This window comes from Saccharopolyspora endophytica (assembly GCF_018070075.1).
Taxonomy (GTDB): Bacteria; Actinomycetota; Actinomycetes; order Mycobacteriales; family Pseudonocardiaceae; genus Saccharopolyspora; species Saccharopolyspora endophytica.
In genome coordinates, this window is record NZ_JAGPXE010000007.1 from 1 (window position 1) to 22,354 (window position 22,354).

The window sequence follows — 22,354 nt, forward strand, 5'->3', positions numbered from 1 at the left end:
CCGATCCGACTTGCCGATCTTCTTCCGGTCTGCGCTCACAGCGTCAGAGCTCATCACTCACAGTGCCCATCCCGCCGGACCCACGCCCGGCGCGTCAGGCTGGAAACACCGTTACCCCGACAGTCCCCACTGGGGTTTTCCGGGATCGGGCTGGGAGTGGACCGGGGCCGGGTGGGTCAGGGGGTGTGGTCGGCTTCGTGTTGTTCTGCGGCCAGGAAGTGGGCGATCCGGGCCGTCGACTCGTAGAGGTCCCGGTAGTGACGGAAGTAGTTCTCGTAGCGCTCGGTGTTGTCCGGGTTGGGCCGGACGGTGTCCACGATCGGGTTCCAGGCGTCCGGGTCCACCGCGGCGCCGGTGCCGACGCCGGCCAGCAGGGCGTTGCCGTAGGCGGCGCCGACCGTCTCGGCGGGGATCTGCTGCTCCTTGCCGGTGATGTCGGAGACGATCTGCGTCCACAGCCCGCCCTGCGTGCCACCACCGACCGCGACCAACCGGCGCGCGGAACCACCCGCCTGCCCCATCGCCTCCAGGTTGTGCCGGACGCCGAAGGAGATCCCCTCCAGCGCCGCCCGGTACAGCTCGGCACGCCCGTGCTCCAAGGTCAGCCCGGCGAGCACGCCGCGCGCCGACGGGTCGAAGATCGGCGTGCGCTCCCCGGCGAAGTACGGCAGCAGCAACAGTCCCCGCGAACCCGCCGGGACCGTCGCGGCCTCCGAGACGAGCTGCGCGAAGTCGCCGTCGACGAGCCCGCGCAGCCAGTCGGTGACCGCGCCGGAGGTCGCCATGCCGGCGGCCAGCGTGTAGGTGCCCGGGAAGGCGCCGCAGGTGCCCCACAGCGCCGGGTGCGGCGTGACCTCGTCGAGGACCTCGACGAAGAACATCGTGGTCCCGTACATCAGCATCACGTCACCCGGAGCGCGCACGCCGACGCTGGTCGCCTCGGCCCACGCGTCGACCGTGCCCGCCGTGACCGGAAGTCCCTCCGGCAGGCCGGTTTCGGCCGCCGCCTCCGCGCCGACGCGGCCGACGACCTCGGTCGGCCAGGCCAGTTCCGGCAGCGGGAGGTCGGGCGCGACGCGAGCGGCCCAGTCCGCGGACCAGTCCCGCGCCTCCAGGTCGTAGATCGGGTCGCACTGGCTGGCCGAGTGGTGGTCGAGCACGTACCGCCCGGTCAGCCGGTGCACCAGGTAGGAGCTGCACATCAGCAGCATCTCGGTGCGCCGGTAGACCTCCGGCTCGTGCTTGGCCAGCCACCGGATCTTCGGCCCCACCGCCTGGCTGGACAGCGCCGAACCGCCGCGCCGCAGGATCTCCTCGGCGCCGAGTTCGGCGGTGAGCTCGTCGATCTCGTCGGTCGCGCGGGTGTCGACGCCGTAGAGGATCGCCGGGCGCAGCGGTTTTCCGCTGCCGTCGGCGGGCAGCAGCACCGGTCCGATGCCGCTGACGCCCAGCCCGGCGAGCTCGTAGCCCTCGGCGGCGGGCAGCAATTCCCTGGTCAGCTCCAGGAAATCCGCCCACCACACCGATTCCGCGTCGTGCTCCACCCAACCCGGGTGCGGGTGCGAGGTCTGGTGCGGTCGGCTCGCACGCGCGACGATCTTGCCGGTGGCGTCGACCAGCACCCCCTTCGAGCTGGAGGTGCCGATGTCGATGCCGAGCAGAACCGCCTGTGAGTGCTGAAGCCGGTCCGCACCGGCTTCAGCACTCACGACCCCGACCCCCGGCTCCACTCGTCCAGGCGGATGTCCAGCTGTTCGGCCACGGCGCGCAGCGCGGCTCGGTGATCACCGGGCACGGCGTGGATGTGGTTCGCCCCGAACTTCGACAGGAACACCTCGCCCGGCGCGTCCAGCCGCGCGAACGCGTGCGGCCACTCCGGTGTGGACTGGTCGACGAGGGTCTTGTTCGTCGCCTCGTCGTAGTTCTCGAACTCGCCGAGCATCAGCTGCAGCCGGTACTCGCCGTTCTCCCTGGTCAGACGGCCGAGCGTCATCTCTCCCGGGGCCGCGATGTGCTGCACCGAGGCGCCGCCCGCGGGGAAGAAGAACACCTCCGGGTAGAAGTTGACCTTCGACAGGTTCTCCGCCGGGTCGTCGCTGCGCGCGGCGTACCAGGTGGCGTGCTGACCGGAGTTGCACAGGTCCCAGATGTCGCGGTCGGCGTGGTAGTGCCGGACGTCGGCGAACAGCACCGGAGTGCCGGAGATGGCCTTGAACAGCTGCATCGTCAGCGCGCCGTCCATGTCGGCCTCGGTGGCGCACACGTGCGGCTGCTTGGGGCCGTTCCAGTCGTAGGGGTCGTTGAGGAACGCCTCGGTGACGTCCATCGTCGCGAAGTTCTCGGTCAGCTCGGGCTGCGCCTTGATCCCGGAGAAGTCCAGGTTGCGCTCGTCGATGATGTCGCGGATCGCCAAGTAGGAGCGGATCTGGCGTTCCAGCAGCTCAGGGGTCAGCTTGTCGCCGTCGTAGTGCACCCCGGCCGCGTGCTGCTCGATCCACTCGCGGGCCTTCTTCGCCTCGGCGCCGTCGGCCTGCTCGGCGCGCAGCACCAGCTCGTACTGGTCGATCTCCTCGACGTCGACGCCGAACTTGCGCATCCACTGGTCGGTGTTGGCCACGGCGGTGTTCATGCCCATCGGGCGTCCGCCGAAGCGGCCGAAGGTGGAGCCGTGCAGCGAGCTCACCGCGGCCGACGCCTGCGCGTGCACGCCGATCTTGGCGGCCAGGTCGGCGTCGTCGGGGGCTCCCCAGGCGCGGGTGTGCCTGCGGCCGATCTGGTCGAGCGCGCCGCCTGCGGCGAGCATCCCGACCAGGCCGGGCTCGGTGGGGTCGGTGCTGGCCACCAGCACCAGCGGGCTGCGGGTGGCGTCCGCGGCCAGCATCGTGAAGTGCGGGAACGACCAGACCGCGTAGTAGAAGACGGTGACGTCCACGTCGGCCGCCGCGACCTCGCGGGCGACGGAGACGGCCAGGGAGTTGGTGGCGACCAGATCGGCGCCGACGACGACCTCGTGGCCGGCCGCGCGCAGCGAGGCGACCAGAGCGTCCTGTTTGGACTGGATGAACTCGGCGTTGCGGGCGTGCACGTGACCACGCCCGTCCGAGATGCTGACGACACCGATGCGAGCCACAGTTCCTCCAAGTTCGCTTCACAGACGGCGTTGACTGCTGCTGAACCGGCGGTGCGCAGATGCTCGGCCGAATCGCCTGGAAGACCGTGCGAACCAGCGCGAGCAATCGTTTTCTCGGACGCTATTCTGGCGTAATACGAGCTGTCAAGGCGGGTGACCCACCGTCACTCGCCCAGCGGTGAGGGAGGAAGTCGTGGCGACCATCAACGACGTGGCGACCCGCGCGGGAGTGTCCACGGCCACCGTCTCCCGGGCTCTCAACGGCAAGGAGACGGTCGATCCGGAGCTCGCCGGCAGGGTGCTCGCCGCAGCCGAAGAGCTCGGGTACCGCCCCAACGGCCCCGCCCGCAACCTGCGGAAACAGGAAACCGCGGTGCTGGCGTTGATCATCTCCGACGTGGAGAACCCGTTCTTCACCGCGATCGCGCGCGGCGTCGAGGACGTCGCGCACGAGGCCGGCTACTCGCTGGTGCTGTGCAACTCCGACGACACCCCGGACAAGGAGCGCGAGTACGTCGACGTCGCGCTGCAGGAGCGCGTCGCCGGGGTGCTGCTCTCGCCCACCGGCAGCCCGGGCACGGCCGAGCTGCTGGCCCGGCACCGCACGCCGGTGGTGGCGGTCGACCGGCCGCTGCCGGACCGCGCGAGCGACACGGTGCTGGTCGACAACCGGCTGGCGGCCAAGCACGCGACGCTGCACCTGGCCGGGCAGGGCTACAGCCGCATCGGCTGCCTGACCGGCCCGAGCGGCGTGCCCACGGCCGACGACCGGCTGGCCGGCTACCGCGACGGGCTGCGCGCGGCGAAGCTGCCCAGCTCCACCTCGCTGGTGCGGCGGTCGAAGTTCAAGGCCGACGGCGCGCAGCAGGCCGCGCACGCGCTGCTCAGGCAGAACGATCCGCCGGACGCGCTGCTGGTCGGCAACAGCGCGATGGCCGTCGGCGTGCTGGAGGCGTTAGCGGCGCTGAAGCTCAAGCCGGGCCGCGACGTCGGAGTCGTCGCCTTCGACGACGCCCCCTGGACCACGCTGCTCGACCCGCCGCTGTCGGTCGTGGCCCAGCCCGCCTACGACATCGGCGCGCTGGCGGCCCGCCTCCTGCTCGACCGCATCTCGGGCGACCGCGAGGAAACCTCCACGACGACGCTGTCCGCCCACCTGGTCGCGCGCGGCAGCTCCTCCCGCTGAGCGTCGGTTCCGGCCCGGGGCATCCCGGTGCCGCGGAGGCGTCCCAACGCGAATCGGTACCCGGGTCTCCTGCGAGATCCGGGTACCGATTTTCGCGAGCGCTCAGTTCGAGCTCGGTGTGAGGCCGTTGTCCTCGCTGGTCGACGGCTCACTCGTACCCGGCTCCGGTGGCGCCGAGCCGGTGGAGGTCGGCGGGCCCGGGTCCTGCGGAGCGGTGGGAGCCGGTTGGGACGGGGGCTGGGTCGGGGCCGGTGGCGCCGGCGGGAGGGCCGGTGGGACCTCCGGTGCCGGCGGGCCCGCCGGCAGGCTGCGCCCGGCCGGAGCTCCGTACCAGTAGGCCGTGGAGCTGTAGTCGCCCGGTTCGTCGTTGACCGGGCCGTGCTCGATGCCCGCGACCAGCCCGTTCCGGAAGGACACCGCGTCGCCCACCATCAGCCGGTAGGCGCCGGTGCAGTCGAACTGGCAGCCGTCCTGGTTCACCTCGTGGCCGGGGTTGCCGGCCTGCGGCATCGAGAACGTCGTGCCGAACCGGAAGTACCAGCCCGACTCGTAGAAGTCCTCGCTCCCCGTCCCGTGCCACGCGGGTTCCTGGGCTCCGTCGACGTAGAACCGCTCGTCGCCCTCCAGGTAGTTGCGCGGGTTGGACGCCGTCTGCCGCGTGGAGTGCGGCAGCACGCTGGCCTTGGTCTCGTTGAGCGGGATCAGGCCGCGCATGGTGTGGGTGACCCCGTAGAACGTGCCCGCCCCACCGGGGTCGAGGAAGTTCCAGTCCTGCCCGGGGATCGTGGTGCCGCGCTTGTGCGTGGCGTGGAAGTGACCGCTGCCCTCGTCGAGGCCGCCGGGCCCGGTGACGACCTCCGCCGTGGCCCCCTCGATCGGGATGCCGCTGGCGTTGACGATCTCCACCTTGGCGCTCTCGTTGAACGGCATCGGCCACCACGCCGTGTACCAGCCGTCCTGCCCGGGATCGACCGAGCTCATCATGGTGCGCACGTCGTACTCGCCGAGCCCGGTGCCGAAGAACTCGCCGATCGGTGCGTCCACAGTGGTCTTGCCGTCGAAGGTGATGCGCAGCCGCGCGGAGGACAGCACCTCGTCGGAGGCCGCGACCTGCTCCGGCGGGATCGTGTACCGCCCGAACAGCTGCGAGCGCTCGAAGACCGGGTTGTCGATCTGGTAGCCGTGCGCGCTCTCCTCGCCCGGGTGCCCGGGACCGAGGTCGAGCACGTCGGTGCGCACCCACTCGCCGTTGACCAGGCTCTGCACGTCGTAGCGGAACTCGTTGACGTCCAAGGAGGACGAGACGAACCGGTTGTCGACCTCGATCGAGGACTCCCCGGCGGTGACGTCCGCGGGCACGTCGATCGACTGCACGCCCCACTGGCCGGGAGCGGCCGCGCCGCTGCGCCACTCGCCCACCACCTGGCCGTTGACGGCCATGCTCGCGACCTGGTCGGCGACCTGCGGGTCGAACCGCCGGACCACCCGGACGCCCTCGTTGTTCGGGTCCACGCGCATCCGGAACCGGCTGCCACCGCCCTGCCCGAACGCCATGCCGTCGTCGACGACCTGCGGAGCCGCCACCACCTGCGGCAAGCGCACCCGCAGCTGGTTGATCCGCGCGGGTCCGCTCACCTCGGCGACGGTGTGCGCGCCACCGGGAGCCAGGCCGAAGTCGCTGCGCACCGGTGTTCCGCCGGTGGCGTTCTTCGGATCGGACACGCCGAAGCCCTGCATCTTCGTCAGCACGTCGGTGGCCGGGTCCGAGGGGTCGAAGGTCTCCACGCCTTCCGCGTCGGGGAAGGTCCGGTAGTTCACGTGGTAGAAGTCCGGGTTGTTGCGCACGGTCACGCGCATCGATTCGCGGAACGGCATCGGCACCTTGCTGACCACACCGCCTGCGGCGTCGTCGGCGTTGCCCACCAGCGGCCACACGAACGGCGCTCCGACCTTGCCGCTGACCACGTCGATGAACGGGGCGTCGAGCACCGTGCGGCCGTCGAGCTCGACGACGATGTTGCCGGTCGCCGTGACATCGCCCCACGGCTCGCGGGTGCTCCACAGACCGGAGATCTCACCCGGCCCGGTGTGCTCGGCGATCACGCACCCCTGCGCCGATTCGCGCAGGCAGGAGTAGGTGCCCTCGAATCCGTCGTCGTTGCCGCCGGACCGGTCGTAGCTGGAGAACTGCAAGGACTGCTCGGCGCCGCGCAGCCGCGGCATCCCGTCGAGGTCTCGGTACGAGTCCCAGCCGACCTGGCCCTTGCTCGGCGGCGCAGGTTGCTGGGCGTGGGCTCGGACGCTCGCGAACCCGGCGTCGGCGATCACCGCGGCCGCGGCGAGCGAGAAGACACCCAGGTAGGCGGCGAGCCGGCGTGATCGCCGGCGGGCGTCGCTTCGCGATGGTGCGGAGCGTTCTGTCATCGTGCTCGCCCTCCCCTGCGGACAGCGCTGTCCACCGCAGACAGTTCTGCCGCTGATTCCGGTTCCGGTGAATCGTGATGCGCTCTAACTCAGTGGTTTCCAACCGACTCGGACCCGGCAAGATCTCAAAGCGCGATCTAGCGCAGCGTAAGAAATGGCCTCCCGGACGGCAACCAAACAACAGGCACGGAATAGTCATCGATACGCGAATTCACTCAATAAGATGGTCTCTGGTGTGTCGTACTTACGACAGCCGCCAACCAGGTGTTTTTGGTTGCCGGGCAGTGGAATTCGGTGTATCGAACCAGTGTCGCCGACTTTTCGCGCGCGAAAAGGCCGCAGCGCTCGAAACGAGCGCTGCGGCCTGTTTTCGGTCCGGGGCGACGCGGCCCTTTCCGCGCCTACTCCTGCAACCCGGAAAAGTTCTCGTCCACTTCGGCTTCTAACCCTGGTTGAGCCGGCCGTACACCTCGGCCGCGTTGTCCTTCGTGATCAGTTCGGTCCCCAGGGTCTGGGTCTTGGGCACCTGCTGGCAGTCGACCAGGATCTTCTTGGCCGCCTCGACGGCCTCCGCGCCACCCGTCGGGTAGAGGTTCGTGGCCTGCAACCGGCCCTCCTCCACCGCCTTGATGCCGCCGGAGGGGATCGGCAGCCCGTCGATGCCCACGAACTTCAGGTCCGGGCGGTTGGCGGCCTGCGCGGCCAGCCAGGCGCCCTCGGCCATCGGATCGTTCTGCGAGTACACGGCCTGGATGTCCGGGTGGGCCTTGAGCAGCGCGTCCATCTTCTGCTGCCCGACCGAGCGCTCCCACTCGCCGTCGGCGGTGGCCACGACCTCGATCTTGGATCCCGCGATTCCCTGCTTGAAGCCCTCTTCCCGCTCAGCGGCCGGGGTCGAGCCGGACAGGCCCTTGATCTGCACGATCTTGCCGCCCTGCGGCAGCAGCGTGTTCTTGAAGAACTCGCCCGCCTGCTTGCCGATGGCGACGTTGTCCGCGCCGATGTAGGTCGTGTACGCCTCGCCGTCGACCTTGCGGTCCAGCACCACGACCGGGATGCCCTGGTTGTAGGCCTTGCGCACCACGTCGGTCAGCGGCGCCGCCTCGTTCGGCGAGATCATCAGCAGGTCCACCTGCTTGGTCATGAAGTTCTCGACGTCGGTGACCTGCTTGGAGTTGTCCTTCGCGGCGTCGGAGAACTGCACCTCCTCGAACTGCGGGACCTTCTGCGCGGCCTTGCGGATGTCGTCGTCCATCCGCACCCGGTAGGGCTCGGCGAGGTTCGCCTGGCTCATCCCGATCGTGTACTTGCCGTTGGCGCCCTGGCAGCCCTTCGTCGGGTCCTGGGCCTGGACCTGCCCGGTGTTCTCGCTGGTCGTCCCACAACCGGCGGCGGCGAACGCGACCGCGGCGCACGTGACTGCGACCAAGGACTTCGTTGTCTTGCGCATCGTGCTCCCTTCGGTAGATCTGCCTCAGGCCGTGGGGCGCAGGCGCTGCAGCGCCGCCGCCGCGACGATCACCAGACCCTTGATCAGCAGTTGCAGATCGGTGTTGACGCTGTTCAGGCTCAGGATGTTGTTGAGGATGCCGAGCAGCAGAGCACCCGCGATGGTGCCGATCACCGAACCCCGGCCGCCGGCCAGGCTGGTGCCGCCGACGACCACCGCGGCGATTCCGTCGAGCTCGTAGGCGGTTCCGTCGTTGGGGCTGCCCGCGTTGAGCTGACCGGCGTGCACGATGCCGGCCAGCGCGGCGCAGAACCCCGCGATGACGAAGGCGATGATCTTGACCCGGTTCACCGGCACGCCCGAGAGACGAGCCGCCTTCTCGTTCCCGCCGATCGCGTACAGGTGCCGGGAGTAGGCGCTGGAGCGCAGGAACAGGATCGCGATCACGGCCACGGCGGCGAAGATCAGCGCCGGGATCGGCACCACGCCGCCGAAGGTCCGCTCCCCCAGCAGCGAGAACAGCATCGGGGCCTGCCCAGGGCCGTCGCCGTAGGAAATCTGCACGGTCTCGCCGCCGGACCACATGCGCGCCAGCCCGCGCGCGATCTGCAACCCGGCCAGGGTGACGATGAACGCCTGCACCCCCAGCAGCGCCACCGCGGCCCCCTGCAGGAACCCGAAGACGATTCCGGCCAGCAGCACGACGACGACCGTGGCCAGCACGCCGTAGCCGCTGTTGACCATGAGCACGGCGGAACCGACCGCCGCCAGCCCGAGGACCGACCCGACCGACAGGTCGATGCCGCCGATGAGGATCACGAAGGTCAGCCCGATCGCGATGATCCCGATCTCGGAGACCGCGCGCACGATGTTGAACAGGTTGTCGCTGCTCAGGAACAGGATCTGGCCGTCGTTGCGGGGCGAGAAGATCACCGCCGCGATGAACACCGCGACCAGACCGAAGAAACTCTGGAACTTGAACAGGGTCTCGACGGTGTCGGTCCGCTTGGAACGCTGCGCGGGCAGATCTCCGGGCACGGGCCGCTGCTCCGTCTGATTGCTCAATTCGCACCTCCCCCGGTGCTCTGCCCGGTGCCGACCGCCGGCCCCGGTGGATTCCCGTTCCGATCGCCCATCGCCGCTGCCAGCAGATCGGCCTCCCCCGCATGAGCGGTGTCGAACTCGGCGACGCTGCGCCCGGCGCGCAGCACGACCACCCGGTGGCACACCCCCACCAGCTCGGGGAGTTCCGAGGAGGCCAGCAGCACGCCGATGCCGCGACCGGCGATGTCCGAGAGCAACTGGTAGATCTCCGCCTTCGCGCCGATGTCGACGCCCCGCGTCGGGTCGTCGAGCAGCAGCAGCCGGGGCTCGGTGAGCAGCATGCGCCCGAAGACGACCTTCTGCTGGTTGCCGCCGGAGAGAGTGCCGACCGCGTCGGAGATGCGGTCGAGCTTGACCTTGAGCTGGTCGACGCTGCGCCGGGTCGCGCCGAGTTCGGAGCTGCGGCGCACCATTCCGGCGACCCCCAGCCGGTCGAGCACCGACAGCACGGTGTTGGCGGTGACCGAGTGCCCGAGCACCAGCCCGGAGCTGCGCCGGTCCTCCGGAACGAAGGCGATCCCCGAGCGCAGCGCCTGCCTCGGCCCTGCCGGGCGCACCGGTGTGCCGTCGAGCGAGACCTCCCCCTCCCAGGTCCCGGACGAGCCCGCCCCGTAGAGCGATTCGAGCAGTTCGGTCCGCCCGGCTCCGAGCAGTCCGCACAGACCGACGATCTCGCCGCGGCGGACGGTCAGGTCGATGCCGTCGGGTTCCCGCCTGCCGACCCGCGCGCGGCGGGGGTGCACGGCGAAGCCCTTGACGCTGAGCAGTTCTTCGCCGATGTCGACGGTCTGCGAGCGGAAGCGGGTCTGCACCGAACGCCCCACCATCGCTTCGGCGGCTTCCTCGGCGGTCATCGCCTGCGCGTCGAACTCGGCGACCTTGCGGCCGTTGCGCAGCACGGTGGCGCGGTCGGCGACCTTGCCGATCTCATCCATCCGGTGCGAGATGTAGACGATGCCGGTGCCGGTGCGGCGCAGCTCGCCGATGACGCCGAAGAGCCGGTCGACCTCCGTTGTGGACAGTGCCGAGGTCGGCTCGTCCATGATCAGCACCTTGGCGTCCAACGACAGCGCGCGGGCGATGGTGACCAGCTGCTGCTCGCCGACCCGCAGCTCGCCCACCGGGCGGTTCGGGTCGAGGTCGATCCCGGTGCGCCGCAGCAACTCCCGGGTGCGCTCGGACATCGCCCGCCGGTCCACGGTGCCCAGCCGGGTGCGCGGTTCGCGTCCCAGGTGGAGGTTCTCGGCGACGCTCAGAGCCGGGACGAGGTCCAGCTCCTGGTGGATCATCGCGACCCCGGCGTGTTGCGCGTCCGCGGGTTTTCCGAACTGGACCGGGTGACCCTCGATGGTGATCACACCGGTGTGGTCGGTGATGTCGCCGGAGAGGACCTTCATCAAGGTGCTCTTGCCGGCCCCGTTCTCGCCGAGCAGGGCGTGCACCTCGCCGCCGCGAACCGTGAGGTCAACCGCGTCGCAGGCGAGCACACCGCCGTAACGCTTGGTGATGCCGGTCATCTCGACCAGCGGTGGCGCCGTGTTCATTCCGACCCCCGTCTCGTCGCTCACGCAGGCGAGAAAACGATTGCTCGGACGCTAAGATGGCCGCACTCCCTGTGTCAAGGCTCACACGCTCGGCCGAGCGATACGGCATCCATTTGGCTGCACGAAGATCACGCGGCGATCACGCCGCGTCGTGTCGAAACCATCACCCGACGTGGGGTAATGCGCCCGTTCCCCGAGAGGGCTCTCGCGGTGGGGTACTGGACCGTTACCGTTGGGGATTGTGACCGCGATCCGCGAGAGCCAGAGCGCTTCAACTTCCGGTAATGGCGCGCCCGAATGGGGTGCGCGCTCCGCGTTCAGCACCAACGGGGTGCCGCTGTGGGGCGCCGTGTTGCTGGCTGCCGTCCCGACCGCGATCGGCACCGTGCTGGACACCCTGATCTGGAAACAGCCCGGATTCATCTTCAAGACCTGCTTCTTCCTCGGTTGTCTGGCTGCGGTGCTGCTGGTGCAGCGGCGAAGCGTGTTCGGTCCGATGGTGCAGCCACCGCTCGTTCTCGGCATCGTGATGCCCGTGCTGGTGCTCATCACCGGGGCCGGGAGCACGTCGGGCGCGGGCATCATGGGCAAGGCGCTGTCGGTCGCGCGCCCGCTGATCACCAGCTTCCCGATCATGGCCGGAGCCACCGCGGTCGCGCTCGGCATCGGGCTGCTCCGGATGTTCGTCACGCAGAAGGTCGAGACCGACGACGACTTCGACCTCGGCGTCGACCCCGACGCCAAGACCAAGAAGGCCAGACCCGTTCCGCCGCCGCGCAAGAAGTCCGCGCGGGACGAGGCGCCGCGCAAGCGCCCGGCCTCGGATCGGGACCGCAAACCCCGCGGCGACCAGCGCAAGCCGCGCGAGGACGGCCGCGGTGGCGACCGGCGCGCCGACCCCCGGCAGCCGCGGGGCACCGGGCCGCGCGAGTCCCAGGGACGCCCGAAGGGCGACTCCCCGCGCCGCGGCGACGTGCCCGGACGCCCTCGCCCCAACGACCCGCGCGCGGGAGGGCCCCGTCCGCCCCGCCAGGGCGGCCCAGGGCGGCCGCGCCCGCCGGAACCGCCACCGGGGGGCCGTCCCCGGCGTCCCGGCCCGTAGAGACGCGAAAAAACCGCCCGGCTCCAGGGAATCGGAGCCGGGCGGTTTCTTTCGTCTGAGTCAGCTCAGCGGACGCTCTTGGGGTTGTCCTTGTTCTCGTCGAGGTCCTTGCGGAGCTCGCGGGGCAGCGCGAAGGTGACCTTCTCGTTGGCGGTCGTGACCTCTTCGACGTCGCCCCAGCCGCGCTCGGCGAGGTGGTCCAGGACCTGCAGCACCAGCACGTCCGGGACGGACGCGCCGCTGGTGACGCCGACCGTGGTGACCCCGTCCAGCCAGGCGTCCTCGATCTGCGAGGCGTAGTCGATCAGGTGCGAGTCCGACGCCCCGGCCTGCAGCGCGACCTCGACCAGCCGCTTGGAGTTCGAGGAGTTCTGCGAGCCCACCACGATCACCAGGTCGCACTGCGGGGCCATCACCTTGACCGCCTGCTGGCGGTTGGAGGTGGCGTAGCAGATGTCGTCGCTTGGCGGGGCCTGCAGCGTCGGGAACTTCTCGGTGAGCTGGTCCACCCGCTCCATGGTCTCGTCGACGCTGAGGGTGGTCTGCGACAGCCAGACGACCTTGCTCGGGTCGCGGACCTGCACCTTGTCGACGTCCTCGGGCTTGTCCACCAGCTGCACGCGCTCGGGCGCCTCACCGGCGGTGCCCTCGACCTCCTCGTGGCCCTCGTGGCCGATCAGCAGGATGTCGTAGTCGTCGCGCGCGAAGCGGTTGACCTCCTTGTGCACCTTCGTCACCAGCGGGCAGGTGGCGTCGATCGTGCGGAGCTTGCGCTCCTCGGCCTCCTGGTGGACGGCCGGGGAGACGCCGTGCGCGGAGAACACCACGAGCGCGCCCTCGGGCACCTCGTCGGTCTCGTCCACGAAGATCACGCCGCGCTCGGTCAGGGTGTCCACGACGTGCCGGTTGTGCACGATCTCCTTGCGGACGTAGACGGGCGGGCCGTAGGTCTCCAGCGCCTTCTCGACGGTGATGACTGCGCGGTCGACACCTGCGCAGTACCCGCGGGGCTTGGCCAGCAGGACCCGCTTGGTCCGGCCGGCGTCGTCAACGGGGTCGGGTTCGAGGTCGCGGGCCTCAGGCGTGGTCGTCATGCCATCAAGGGTACGGATCCGCGCCTGCCCGCTCCGCCGCCGGTCGGTGCTCACCGTCACTCCATCGTGGGGTCCATCGCGGTTCCGCCGGACGTCGGTCCTCGGTCACATTCCGGCGCTGAACCGATGGTCTGGCGGCCACATCTGCGGCAGGCTGGGCGCATGTCAGAGTTCCCCCTCCCGGTGCGGGTGGCGGCCGGGCTCGCGGCGACCGCCGTCGAGCAGGCCCGCGCGCTCCCGGCCACCCTCCTCGGCATGCCCGTGACCGTCGCCAGCCAGGCGTTGCAGGCGTCGATGCGGGTGCAGCAGCACATCACCGAACTCGCGATCAAGGGCGACGAGGCGCTGTCGGTCCTGCGCACGCCCGAGGAAGAACCGTCGTGGGCGACCTTCGACGAGGACATCGCCCCGGAACCGGCGGTGGTCCCCGAGCCCGAGGGCGAGGGGAACTCGCTGCTCGCCGACTACGACGCGCTGAGCCTCCCCCAGCTGCGCGGTCGCCTGCGCTCGTTCACCGAGGACGACCTCACCGAACTGCTCGCCCACGAGGAGCGCCACGAGCAGCGCCCGGACTACGTCCGAATGCTGCGCAACCGCCTCACCCGCCTCAGGGAGCAGTAGACAAGCGACGGAGTCGCTTTCTCCTTGCCCCACCTGAGCAGCTGGCACCGCCGGGGGTTCTCCAGCGGCTGCGTGGCGAGCACGCCGCGACGCCGCGTATCGACATACTCAAGGAGTGGCGCGGAGTCCACGGAGCCGGTCAGGTTCCCCCACCCGCACCGCCACGCAGAATGAGCCGGAACCACCACAAGAGGAGGAACGCTGAGCTCGCCCACCAGTGCTGAGGAACCGTGGCCGGTCAGGACGGTGGCCCGCAAGATCGCCGACTGGATCAACCGGCTCGGGCAGATCTGGGTCGAAGGTCAGATCACCCAGATCTCGATGCGGTCCGGCGCGCAGACGGCGTTCCTGACGCTCCGCGACCCCTCCGCGGACGTGTCGCTGACCCTGACCTGCTCGTCGTCGCTGCTGCGCAAGATGGACCCGCCGCTGACCGATGGCAGCCGGGTCGTGGTGCACGGCAAGCCGACGTTCTTCGTCGGTCGCGGCACGCTGAGCCTGCGGGTCGACGAGATCCGGGCCGTCGGCATCGGTGAGCTGCTGGCCCGCATCGAACGGCTCCGCCAGCTGCTCAAGGCCGAGGGCCTGTTCGACCCGGCGCGCAAGCGGCCGCTGCCGTTCCTGCCCAACCGGGTCGGTTTGATCACCGGCCGCGCCTCGGCCGCCGAGCACGACGTGCTGACCAACGCGCAGCTGCGCTGGCCGGCCGTGCAGTTCGAGATCCGCAACGTCGCCGTGCAGGGCACGAGCGCGGTGCCGCAGATCCTGCCCGCGCTGGAGGAGCTCGACCGGATGCCCGAGGTCGACGTGATCGTGCTGGCGCGCGGCGGCGGCAGCGTCGAGGACCTGCTGCCGTTCTCCGACGAGGCGCTGTGCCGGGCGGTGTCGGCCTGCAAGACCCCGGTGGTCAGCGCGATCGGGCACGAACCGGACTCGCCGCTGCTCGACCACGTGGCCGATGTGCGCTGTTCCACACCGACGGGTGCGGGCAAGCGCGTGGTGCCCGACGTGGCCGAGGAGGGCCAGCGCATCCGGCAGTTGCGCGACCGGGCTCGGCGGGCGCTGCACGGATGGGTGGATCGTGAGCGCAGGCTGCTCGACCAGCTGCGCAGCCGGCCCGCGCTGGCCGACCCGCACCGCCCGCTGCAGCAGCGCTCCGAGCAGGTCGCGATGCTGCGCGAACGCTCCCGGCGGGCGATGAGCACGGTGCTCACCACGGAGGGTCACGCGCTGAGCGCTACGCGATCACGCTTGACGACCCTGGGCCCTGCGGCCACTCTGGCTCGTGGATACGCGATCGTGCAGCGCATCGAGGAGGCCGACGAGGTCGACGGGGTGCTGCGCACCGTCGATGACGCGCCTGCGGGCACCCGGCTGCGGGTGCGGGTCGCCGACGGCGCGGTCCACGCCGTCGTACCGGACTGACCAAGGAATTCCACGTGCACCCGAAGCAGGAGCCCTCGTTCCTCCCCCTCACCGTGGGCGCGGCGCGCACCGCGGAGCGGGCGGGCGAGGTCCGGCGCTGCGCCGAGGCCGCCGAGGTCACGGCGGAGGGGACGTGGGCTGCGCTCCTGGGCGGGTGCGATTCGGCCGAGCGCAAGGACCTGCCCGGCAGGCTGCGGGCCTTGATCGACGCGACCTCGGGGTACGTGGGCCCCACCTGGTGGGCGGCGTCGGCCCACCGACGTAGGGTCGCGGAGGCCCAGCTGCGCATCAACGACGCGGTGCGCGAAGGCGACGGCGCTGAGTTCGCCGAGGCCTTCGTCGGCTACGACCAGGCGATCGCCACCGCGGTGGTGTCCGTGCGAGCGAATGTGGAGAGCCCCACCCCGTGACCGAGAACCAGCAGGACGAGCACTTCGACCCGGTCGCCGAGCACCCGGAGGTCGCCGAGCTCGGCTACGAGGACGCCCGCGATCAGCTAGCCGAGGTCGTCAAGCAGCTGGAGGCCGGCGGGCTGTCCCTGGAGGACTCGCTGGCCCTCTGGGAGAAGGGCGAAGCGCTGGCGGCGGTCTGCGAACGCCACCTGGCCGGTGCCCGCGAGCGCGTCGAGCGCGCTCTCGCCGCGGTCGAAGACGACTCCTGAGGCACCGCCACCAGCCCTTTTCGAATTTCGCGCGAAATTCGAGTCGCGAAGTTCGGGCTCGAATTTCGCGCGAAATTCGAATTCCTCACCCGGCGGTGTGACTCGCGAAGGCGGGTTCAGCCGACCGGCGGGGCCGTGAGGGCGGCTTCGGCGAGGGTGCGGAACTCCGCTTCGCCGGCGTTGCCGGTGATCAGCAGGCGGACGCCGTCGCGCTCGGACACCCACGCCTGCTCGTCGCGAACGCCCTGGTAGCGGACCCACTGGCGGCCACCGGCCTCGACGGCGCCGAGCGCCTGCGGGGCCTGCCGCGTCTCGCCGACGACCAGCTCCTCCTCGGCGGCGTTGGACTGGGCCAGGCGCAGGTACTGCGCGTCGCCGGTCAACCAGCCGACCCGGACGACCTCGGTGTGCGAGGGCAGCGTGGTGCTGGTGCTGGAGTTGGCCCGCCAGCTGGCGGGCAGCTTCGGATCGACCACCGGGAAGTCCACTCCGGCGGCGGCGTCGTGCAGCTCGGCCTGAACGTTCACCGTGGGCACCGATCCGTTGTCGACCGTGGGGCCGGTGGGAGTGAAGGAGCACTGCGTGAACAGGCCCGCGACGCCGAACGAGACCAGCACCAACGGCAGGATGGCGAAGAGCATCGCCGACATGGTCCGCGGCGGGCGGGACGGAGCCGGTTGCTGGTTGCGGGGTTCAGCCACGGCACCCATGCTCTCACCGGCGGCACCGCAGCTCAGCGGGCAGGGGCAGAGGGAGTGGGCTGCCCCACGCGAATGATCCCCGGACCCCGATGATCTGGGAAGATCGCAGCCAACAAGCCTGAGCGCGGGGCATTTCCCGCCGGACTCGGGCGGTACCGACGATGCCTCACAACTCCGGAGGGCGCGATGACGCAACGACACCCGGAAGCACCCGATCGCAACTTGGCGATGGAACTCGTCCGCGTGACCGAAGCCGCCGCGATGGCCGGTGGTCGCTGGGTCGGCCGCGGTGACAAGAACGCGGGTGACGGAGCCGCGGTGGACGCCATGCGCAAGCTCATCGGCACCGTGTCGATGCGCGGCACGGTGGTCATCGGCGAGGGCGAGAAGGACGAAGCGCCGATGCTCTACAACGGCGAGGAGGTCGGCAACGGGGAGGGCCCGGAGGTCGACGTCGCCGTGGACCCGATCGACGGCACGACGCTGCTCAGCAAGGGCATGCCGAACGCGCTGGCGGTGCTGGCGGTGTCCGAGCGCGGCACCATGTTCGACCCGTCCGCGGTGTTCTACATGGAGAAGATGGCGGTCGGCCCGGAGGCAGCGGGGGTCATCGACATCAGCGCCCCGATCGCGGAGAACGTCCGCCGGGTCGCCAAGGCCAAGCACGTCGACGTCTCCGACGTGACGGTGTGCGTGCTGGACCGGCCGCGGCACGAGCAGCTGGTCAAGGAGGTCCGCGAGGCCGGTGCCCGCGTGCAGTTCATCTCCGACGGCGACGTGGCCGGTGCGATCGCGGCGGCCCGCCCGAACAGCGGCGTCGACATGCTGCTGGGCATCGGCGGCACCCCGGAGGGCATCATCACCGCGTGCGCGTTGAAGTGCCTCGACGGTGAGATCCAGGGCCGGTTGTGGCCGCGCGACGACGAGGAGCGGGCGAAGCTGCGCGAGGCCGGGCACGACCCGAACCAGGTGCTGACCACTTCGGACCTGGTGCGCGGCGACAACATGTTCTTCGTGGCGACCGGCATCACCGACGGCGCGCTGCTGCGCGGCGTGCACTACCGCGCCGACCGGTGCACCACGCAGTCGATCGTGATGCGGTCGAAGTCCGGGACGACGCGCGTCGTCGACGGCTCGCACAAGCTCGCCAAGCTGCGCGAGTACGCCGACGTGGACCTGGGCGAGAGCGGCGAGTAGTCGCCCTTATCGGGAAACCGGGAAAAACCGGCTTGACCGATCTTGATCAAGGCGGTGGCCTGCGCATTGTCCGCCGGCCACCGCCTTTTCGGTTCGCCTCCTACGACCTTCGTCGGTACGCCGGGGTCGGGGGCGCCGTTAGCGTCAGCGGCCAGCCGGCCTTCGGAGCCGGGGTACCCGGAGGATTCGACACACATGCGCATTCGTTCGGTTCTCATCGCCGCGGTCGCCGCGGTCAGCGCAGTGGGCGCGCTGAGCATGCCCGCCGTCGCCGCCGGTGACGACGTCGACCCGATGATCATCGGTGGTCACGACGCGACCGAGACCTACTCGTTCATGGTTTCGCTGCAGCAGCAGGGCAGCCACATCTGCGGCGGCGCGCTGATCAAGCCGGACTGGGTGGTGACCGCCGCGCACTGCGTTCAGAGCGGCGGTGACTTCACCGTCCGCGTGGGCAGCAACGACAACACCACGGGTGGCGAGGAAGCCGCCGTGACCAAGACCCAGGTGCACGACAGCGCCGACCTCGCGGTGCTGCAGCTGGACAAGCAGCTGTCCGCTGCGCCGATCTCGATCGCCGCCGAGTCCGGTGAGGCCGGCACCCCGAGCCGCATCATCGGCTGGGGCCAGACCTGCCCGGAGACCGGCTGCGGCGAGGTTCCGACGAACCTGCAGGAGCTGGACACGAGCATCGTCGACGACGCCGGCTGCACCGGCATCGACGGCGCGGGCGAGATCTGCACCGACAACCCGGGCGGCAACTCCGGTGCCTGCTACGGCGACTCGGGCGGGCCGCAGATCAAGGGCACCCAGGGCAGCTGGGAGCTGATCGGCGCCACGAGCCGCTCCGGCAACGGCGACTCCACCTGCGCCACCGGCCCGTCGATCTACACCGACGTGACCGCCTTCGCCGACTGGATCAACCAGAACACCGGCAGCTGACCCGTTCAGCACCCCTGACGCGGCACCCGGGACGTCGTTCCCGGGTGCCGTTTCCACGTTCGGGAGTTCTTTCAGGACGTTTGCAAGCGGCGAAGCCGCGAGCCGTGAAGGCCACTCCCGCAACTCGCACCGCCGCGGGTTCTGAGATGTCGTCCGGCGAGGACGCCGCGACGCCGTGCATTGGCATACATCAGGAGTGGCGCCCGGAGTCCAGGCGGCGTCTCAGGTTCCGCCACCCGCACCGCCGAGCACAACGAGCCGAGCGCTCAACTGAGGTTCGAGGAATGGCCGGGGAAGAGATGGGCGTCGGGGTTGAGCTCGACGGCGATGTTGTTGACGGCCGTTGCGGCTTCGCCGAAGCCGGTGGCGATGAGCTTGACCTTCCCCGGGTAGGAAGCGACGTCACCAGCGGCGTAGACGCGGGCGCGGCTGGTGCGCATCGTCGTGTCGACCAGGATGGAGCGCTTCTCCAGGTCCAGGCCCCAGGATTCGATCGGGCCGAGGTCGGCGGTGAAACCCAGTGCGGCGACGACCGTTTGGGCGGGCAGGACGCGTCGTTGCCCGTCGACGTCGATGGCCACCTCGATGAGTCCGCCCGAGTCGCCGCGGATTTCGGCGACCTCGGCCGGGACGATCAGCGGGATGCCCAGCTGCTCGACCTTGGTGACCAGGCCTTCGTGCGCGCGGAAGCGGGTGCGCCGGTGCACCAGGGTCACGCTGCGGGCCACCGGTTGCAGCGCCAGCGCCCAGTCGAACGCCGAGTCGCCGCCGCCGACGACGACCACGTCGTGCCCGGCGTGCGCGGACAGCTCGGGGATGAAGTGCACGATTCCCTTGCCGACCCACTCCCCACCTGCGGGAAGCGGTCTCGGGGTGAACTCGCCGATCCCGGCGGTGACCAGCACCGCCCCGGCCCGGACCTGCTCGCCCTCGCCGACGTCGACCAGCAGACCGCCGTCCACATCGGACAGCGAGACGGCGGGGCGCCCGAGCAGGTAGCGCGGGCCGTACTGCTCGGCCTGCTCGACCAGCGCGGCGATCAGGTCGCGCCCCCGGATCTCCGGGAACCCCGCCACGTCGAAGATCATCTTCTCCGGGTACATCGCGGTCACCTGGCCACCCGGCTCCGGCAGCGCGTCGACCAGCGCCACCGACATCCCGCGAAACCCGGCGTAGTAAGCGGCGAACAGCCCCGTCGGACCGGCGCCCACCACCAGCAGATCGACCTCGTGCGCCATCTCGACATCCCGTCGCAGGACCTGTGATACGGATCTCAGGCTAGTCGGCTCCGGCCGCTGTGTCCGCCCTTCTCCGACGCTGGGCCGATCAGCGCAGTTCGCTGCGGCGTGCGGCGGTACCTGGCCCCGCACCCCACCCCTAACTTCCGGGGGAAGGGGATCACGTCGGGGAGGGGAATCTCTGTGAAGAAATCATCCGCGCTGCTCAGCGGCATCGCAGCGCTCGCGCTCAGCGCCGGCTTCGCGCCGGCGGCGCAGGCCATCGACAACCCGGGTGCGCTGATCGTCGGCGGCCACGACGCCACCGAGTCCTACGAATGGATGGCCTCGCTGCAACGATCGGGGTCGCACAGCTGCGGCGCCTCGCTGATCGACGAGCAGTGGGTGCTCACCGCGGCGCACTGCGTCGTCGACGCGGCTCCGGCCGACCTCGGCCTGCGCATCGGCAGCCCGACCTGGAGCGGCGGCGGCACCGAAGCCGGCGTGTCCGAGGTCGTCGTGCACCCGGACTACGAGACCAACACCCCCAATGGCGACATCGCGCTGCTCAAGCTCGACCAGGCGGTGTCCGAGACGCCGATCGACATCGCCGACGCCTCCGGCGCCGACGGCACCCCGTCGCGGATCATCGGCTGGGGCGTGACCTGCCCGGTGCGCGGCTGCGGCGAACCGCCGGAGCAGCTGCAGGAGCTGGAGACCCAGGTCGCCCCTGACGCGGGGTGCACGCTGAGCTCCATCGACGGGCCCACCGAGATCTGCACCTCCAGCAAGGAGCTGCTGGCCAACGCCTGCTTCGGCGACTCCGGTGGCCCCCAGTTGGAGGGCACCCCGGGCGACTGGAAGCTCACCGGCGTGACCAGCCGCCTCGGCAGCCCGGTCCCGGTCTGCGGCACGGCTCCTTCGGTCTACACCGACGCCACCGCCTACAAGGACTGGATCTCCTCCACCATCGGCTGATCCTTCGACGAAGCCCGCTCCCGCTCTCCGGGAGCGGGCTTTGTCAGATCAGCCACCTAGATCGTTCCAGATCGGGCCATTTCCAGGGGGAACGCCCGGCCGGTGGGGCGTGCCACGCTGACCTGGCCGGTTGATCGGCGGGACACTTCGAACATGGCTGAATCCCAGTACCGGATCGAACACGACACGATGGGCGAGGTTCGGGTGCCCGCCGACGCCCTCTACCGGGCGCAGACGCAGCGGGCCGTGGAGAACTTCCCGATCTCCGGCCGCGGCCTGGAGCGCGCGCAGATCCGCGCGCTCGGCCTGCTCAAAGCCGCCACCGCCCGGGTCAACGGCCGGTTGGGGGTGCTCGACGCCGACGTCGCCGAGGCCATCGCCCGCGCCGCCGACGAGGTCGCCGAGGGCGCGCACGACGAGCACTTCCCGATCGACGTCTTCCAGACCGGCTCCGGCACGTCGTCGAACATGAACGCCAACGAGGTCATCGCGACCCTGGCCACCCGCGCTCTCGGCCGCGACGTGCACCCGAACGACCACGTCAACGCCTCGCAGTCGTCCAACGACACGTTCCCGACGACGATCCACGTGGCCGCCACCGAGGCCGTGGTCGCCGACGTCATCCCGGCCCTGGAGCACCTCGCGACCACCATCGAGGACCGGGCGAAGGGCTGGACCGAGGTCGTCAAGTCCGGCCGCACGCACCTGATGGACGCCGTGCCGATCACCCTCGCCCAGGAGGCGGGCGCGTGGGCGTCGCAGGTCCGCTACGGCGTCGAGCGGCTGCGGACCGGCCTGCCCCGGCTGGGCGAGCTGCCCATCGGCGGCACCGCCGTGGGATCCGGGCTCAACGCGCCGGAGGGCTTCGGCCAGGCCGTCGCCGAGGAGCTGGCCCGGGTGACCGGTCTGCCGCTGACCGAGGCCCGCGACCACTTCGAGGCGCAGGCCGCGCAGGACTCCGTGGTGGAGACCTCCGGTCATCTGCGCACGGTGGCGGTCAGCCTCACCAAGATCGCCAACGACCTGCGCTGGCTGGGTTCCGGCCCGCGCACCGGTCTCGGCGAGCTGGCCCTGCCGGACCTGCAGCCCGGTTCGTCGATCATGCCGGGCAAGGTCAACCCGGTGATCCCGGAGGCGACGCTGCAGGTCGTCGCCCAGGTCATCGGCAACGACGCGGCCGTGGCCTTCGCCGGGTCGCAGGGCAACTTCCAGCTCAACGTGATGCTGCCGGTCATCGCCCGCAACGTGCTGGAGTCGTCGCGGCTGCTGGCGGCGGTGTCGCGGCAGCTGGCCGACAAGGTCTTCGCCGACGTGCAGGTCAACACCGAGCAGGCGCGCGCCTACGCCGAGGGCTCGCCGTCGATCGTCACGCCCCTCAACCGCTACATCGGCTACGAGGAGGCCGCCGCGGTCGCCAAGCAGGCCCTCAAGGAGCGCAAGCCCATCCGCGAGGTCGTCCTGGAACGCGGCCACGTCGAGTCCGGCAAGCTCACGATCGAGCAGCTCGACGAAGCCCTGGATGTCCTCCGCATGGCCAACGGCGGCTGACCGAACTCCGCGAATTGTCGGAGGTCTGCG

General features: G+C 70.4%; 19 protein-coding genes. 10 read left to right on the forward strand and 9 right to left on the reverse strand.

Annotation, left to right across the window (positions count from 1 at the left end; translation table 11 throughout):
• Positions 1–176: 176 nt before the first annotated feature.
• Both KBO27_RS17095 and KBO27_RS17100 read right to left on the reverse strand, forming a co-directional pair.
• A complete protein-coding gene (locus KBO27_RS17095) occupies positions 177–1,709 on the reverse strand; it encodes an FGGY-family carbohydrate kinase (RefSeq protein ID WP_210971005.1) in 1,533 nt (510 codons plus the stop codon).
• Positions 1,706–3,130 carry an L-fucose/L-arabinose isomerase family protein gene (locus KBO27_RS17100; protein ID WP_210971006.1) on the reverse strand — a complete coding sequence of 475 codons (1,425 nt, stop codon included), beginning with the start codon at positions 3,128–3,130 and terminating at the stop codon, positions 1,706–1,708. The genes KBO27_RS17095 and KBO27_RS17100 overlap by 4 nt, the downstream gene beginning before the upstream one ends.
• 193 nt (positions 3,131–3,323) lie before the next feature.
• Between KBO27_RS17100 and KBO27_RS17105 the strand changes: the two genes are divergently transcribed.
• The gene (locus KBO27_RS17105) at positions 3,324–4,316 is read left to right on the forward strand and encodes a LacI family DNA-binding transcriptional regulator (RefSeq protein WP_210971007.1); all 993 of its coding nucleotides are present in this window, start codon (positions 3,324–3,326) and stop codon (positions 4,314–4,316) included.
• 102 nt (positions 4,317–4,418) lie between these two features.
• On the opposite strand, the gene KBO27_RS34310 is transcribed toward KBO27_RS17105, so the two are convergent.
• From KBO27_RS34310 to KBO27_RS17125, 4 genes are all read right to left on the reverse strand, one after another.
• Complete coding sequence (locus KBO27_RS34310) at positions 4,419–6,740, reverse strand: glycoside hydrolase family 172 protein (RefSeq protein WP_210971008.1); 2,322 nt, start codon at positions 6,738–6,740, stop codon at positions 4,419–4,421.
• 442 nt (positions 6,741–7,182) lie between these two features.
• The gene (locus KBO27_RS17115; protein ID WP_210971009.1) at positions 7,183–8,190 is read right to left on the reverse strand and encodes a substrate-binding domain-containing protein; all 1,008 of its coding nucleotides are present in this window, start codon (positions 8,188–8,190) and stop codon (positions 7,183–7,185) included.
• Between the two features lie 24 nt (positions 8,191–8,214).
• Complete coding sequence (locus tag KBO27_RS17120) at positions 8,215–9,255, reverse strand: ABC transporter permease (RefSeq protein WP_372448855.1); 1,041 nt, start codon at positions 9,253–9,255, stop codon at positions 8,215–8,217.
• Positions 9,252–10,838: a sugar ABC transporter ATP-binding protein gene (locus KBO27_RS17125; RefSeq protein ID WP_210971218.1), complete on the reverse strand. Its 1,587-nt coding sequence runs from the start codon at positions 10,836–10,838 to the stop codon at positions 9,252–9,254. Before KBO27_RS17125 ends, KBO27_RS17120 begins: the two co-directional genes overlap by 4 nt.
• 241 nt (positions 10,839–11,079) lie before the next feature.
• On the opposite strand from KBO27_RS17125, the gene KBO27_RS17130 reads away from it, so the two are divergent.
• Positions 11,080–11,940, forward strand: a complete 861-nt coding sequence (locus KBO27_RS17130) for a DUF6542 domain-containing protein (RefSeq protein WP_210971010.1) — start codon at positions 11,080–11,082, stop codon at positions 11,938–11,940.
• A gap of 65 nt (positions 11,941–12,005) precedes the next feature.
• Here KBO27_RS17130 and KBO27_RS17135 read toward each other — a convergent pair whose 3' ends face one another.
• A complete protein-coding gene (locus tag KBO27_RS17135; RefSeq protein WP_132674003.1) occupies positions 12,006–13,034 on the reverse strand; it encodes a 4-hydroxy-3-methylbut-2-enyl diphosphate reductase in 1,029 nt (342 codons plus the stop codon).
• A gap of 162 nt (positions 13,035–13,196) precedes the next feature.
• On the opposite strand from KBO27_RS17135, the gene KBO27_RS17140 reads away from it, so the two are divergent.
• The 4 genes from KBO27_RS17140 to KBO27_RS17155 all read left to right on the forward strand — a co-directional run bounded on the left by KBO27_RS17140 (position 13,197) and on the right by KBO27_RS17155 (position 15,741).
• On the forward strand, positions 13,197–13,655 hold the full coding sequence (locus tag KBO27_RS17140) for a lipid droplet-associated protein (protein ID WP_210971011.1): 459 nt from the start codon (positions 13,197–13,199) through the stop codon (positions 13,653–13,655).
• A gap of 201 nt (positions 13,656–13,856) precedes the next feature.
• The gene (gene xseA / locus KBO27_RS17145; RefSeq protein WP_210971219.1) at positions 13,857–15,080 is read left to right on the forward strand and encodes an exodeoxyribonuclease VII large subunit; all 1,224 of its coding nucleotides are present in this window, start codon (positions 13,857–13,859) and stop codon (positions 15,078–15,080) included.
• Between the two features lie 14 nt (positions 15,081–15,094).
• The gene (locus KBO27_RS17150) at positions 15,095–15,490 is read left to right on the forward strand and encodes a hypothetical protein (protein WP_132674006.1); all 396 of its coding nucleotides are present in this window, start codon (positions 15,095–15,097) and stop codon (positions 15,488–15,490) included.
• Entirely contained in the window at positions 15,487–15,741 is a 255-nt protein-coding gene (locus tag KBO27_RS17155) for an exodeoxyribonuclease VII small subunit (RefSeq protein ID WP_210971012.1), read from the forward strand. Before KBO27_RS17150 ends, KBO27_RS17155 begins: the two co-directional genes overlap by 4 nt.
• 116 nt (positions 15,742–15,857) lie before the next feature.
• On the opposite strand, the gene KBO27_RS17160 is transcribed toward KBO27_RS17155, so the two are convergent.
• Positions 15,858–16,451: a DUF4245 domain-containing protein gene (locus KBO27_RS17160; RefSeq protein WP_210971013.1), complete on the reverse strand. Its 594-nt coding sequence runs from the start codon at positions 16,449–16,451 to the stop codon at positions 15,858–15,860.
• 177 nt (positions 16,452–16,628) lie between these two features.
• Between KBO27_RS17160 and glpX the strand changes: the two genes are divergently transcribed.
• Positions 16,629–17,639 carry a class II fructose-bisphosphatase gene (gene glpX / locus KBO27_RS17165; RefSeq protein ID WP_210971014.1) on the forward strand — a complete coding sequence of 337 codons (1,011 nt, stop codon included), beginning with the start codon at positions 16,629–16,631 and terminating at the stop codon, positions 17,637–17,639.
• A 195-nt stretch (positions 17,640–17,834) separates the two neighbouring features.
• Positions 17,835–18,581: a S1 family peptidase gene (locus tag KBO27_RS17170; RefSeq protein ID WP_210971015.1), complete on the forward strand. Its 747-nt coding sequence runs from the start codon at positions 17,835–17,837 to the stop codon at positions 18,579–18,581.
• A 266-nt stretch (positions 18,582–18,847) separates the two neighbouring features.
• On the opposite strand, the gene KBO27_RS17175 is transcribed toward KBO27_RS17170, so the two are convergent.
• The gene (locus KBO27_RS17175) at positions 18,848–19,819 is read right to left on the reverse strand and encodes an NAD(P)/FAD-dependent oxidoreductase (protein WP_210971016.1); all 972 of its coding nucleotides are present in this window, start codon (positions 19,817–19,819) and stop codon (positions 18,848–18,850) included.
• Positions 19,820–20,002: 183 nt separating this feature from the next.
• Between KBO27_RS17175 and KBO27_RS17180 the strand changes: the two genes are divergently transcribed.
• Both KBO27_RS17180 and KBO27_RS17185 read left to right on the forward strand, forming a co-directional pair.
• A complete protein-coding gene (locus KBO27_RS17180) occupies positions 20,003–20,776 on the forward strand; it encodes a S1 family peptidase (protein ID WP_210971017.1) in 774 nt (257 codons plus the stop codon).
• Between the two features lie 153 nt (positions 20,777–20,929).
• Complete coding sequence (locus KBO27_RS17185) at positions 20,930–22,324, forward strand: class II fumarate hydratase (RefSeq protein WP_210971018.1); 1,395 nt, start codon at positions 20,930–20,932, stop codon at positions 22,322–22,324.
• Positions 22,325–22,354: the final 30 nt, after the last annotated feature.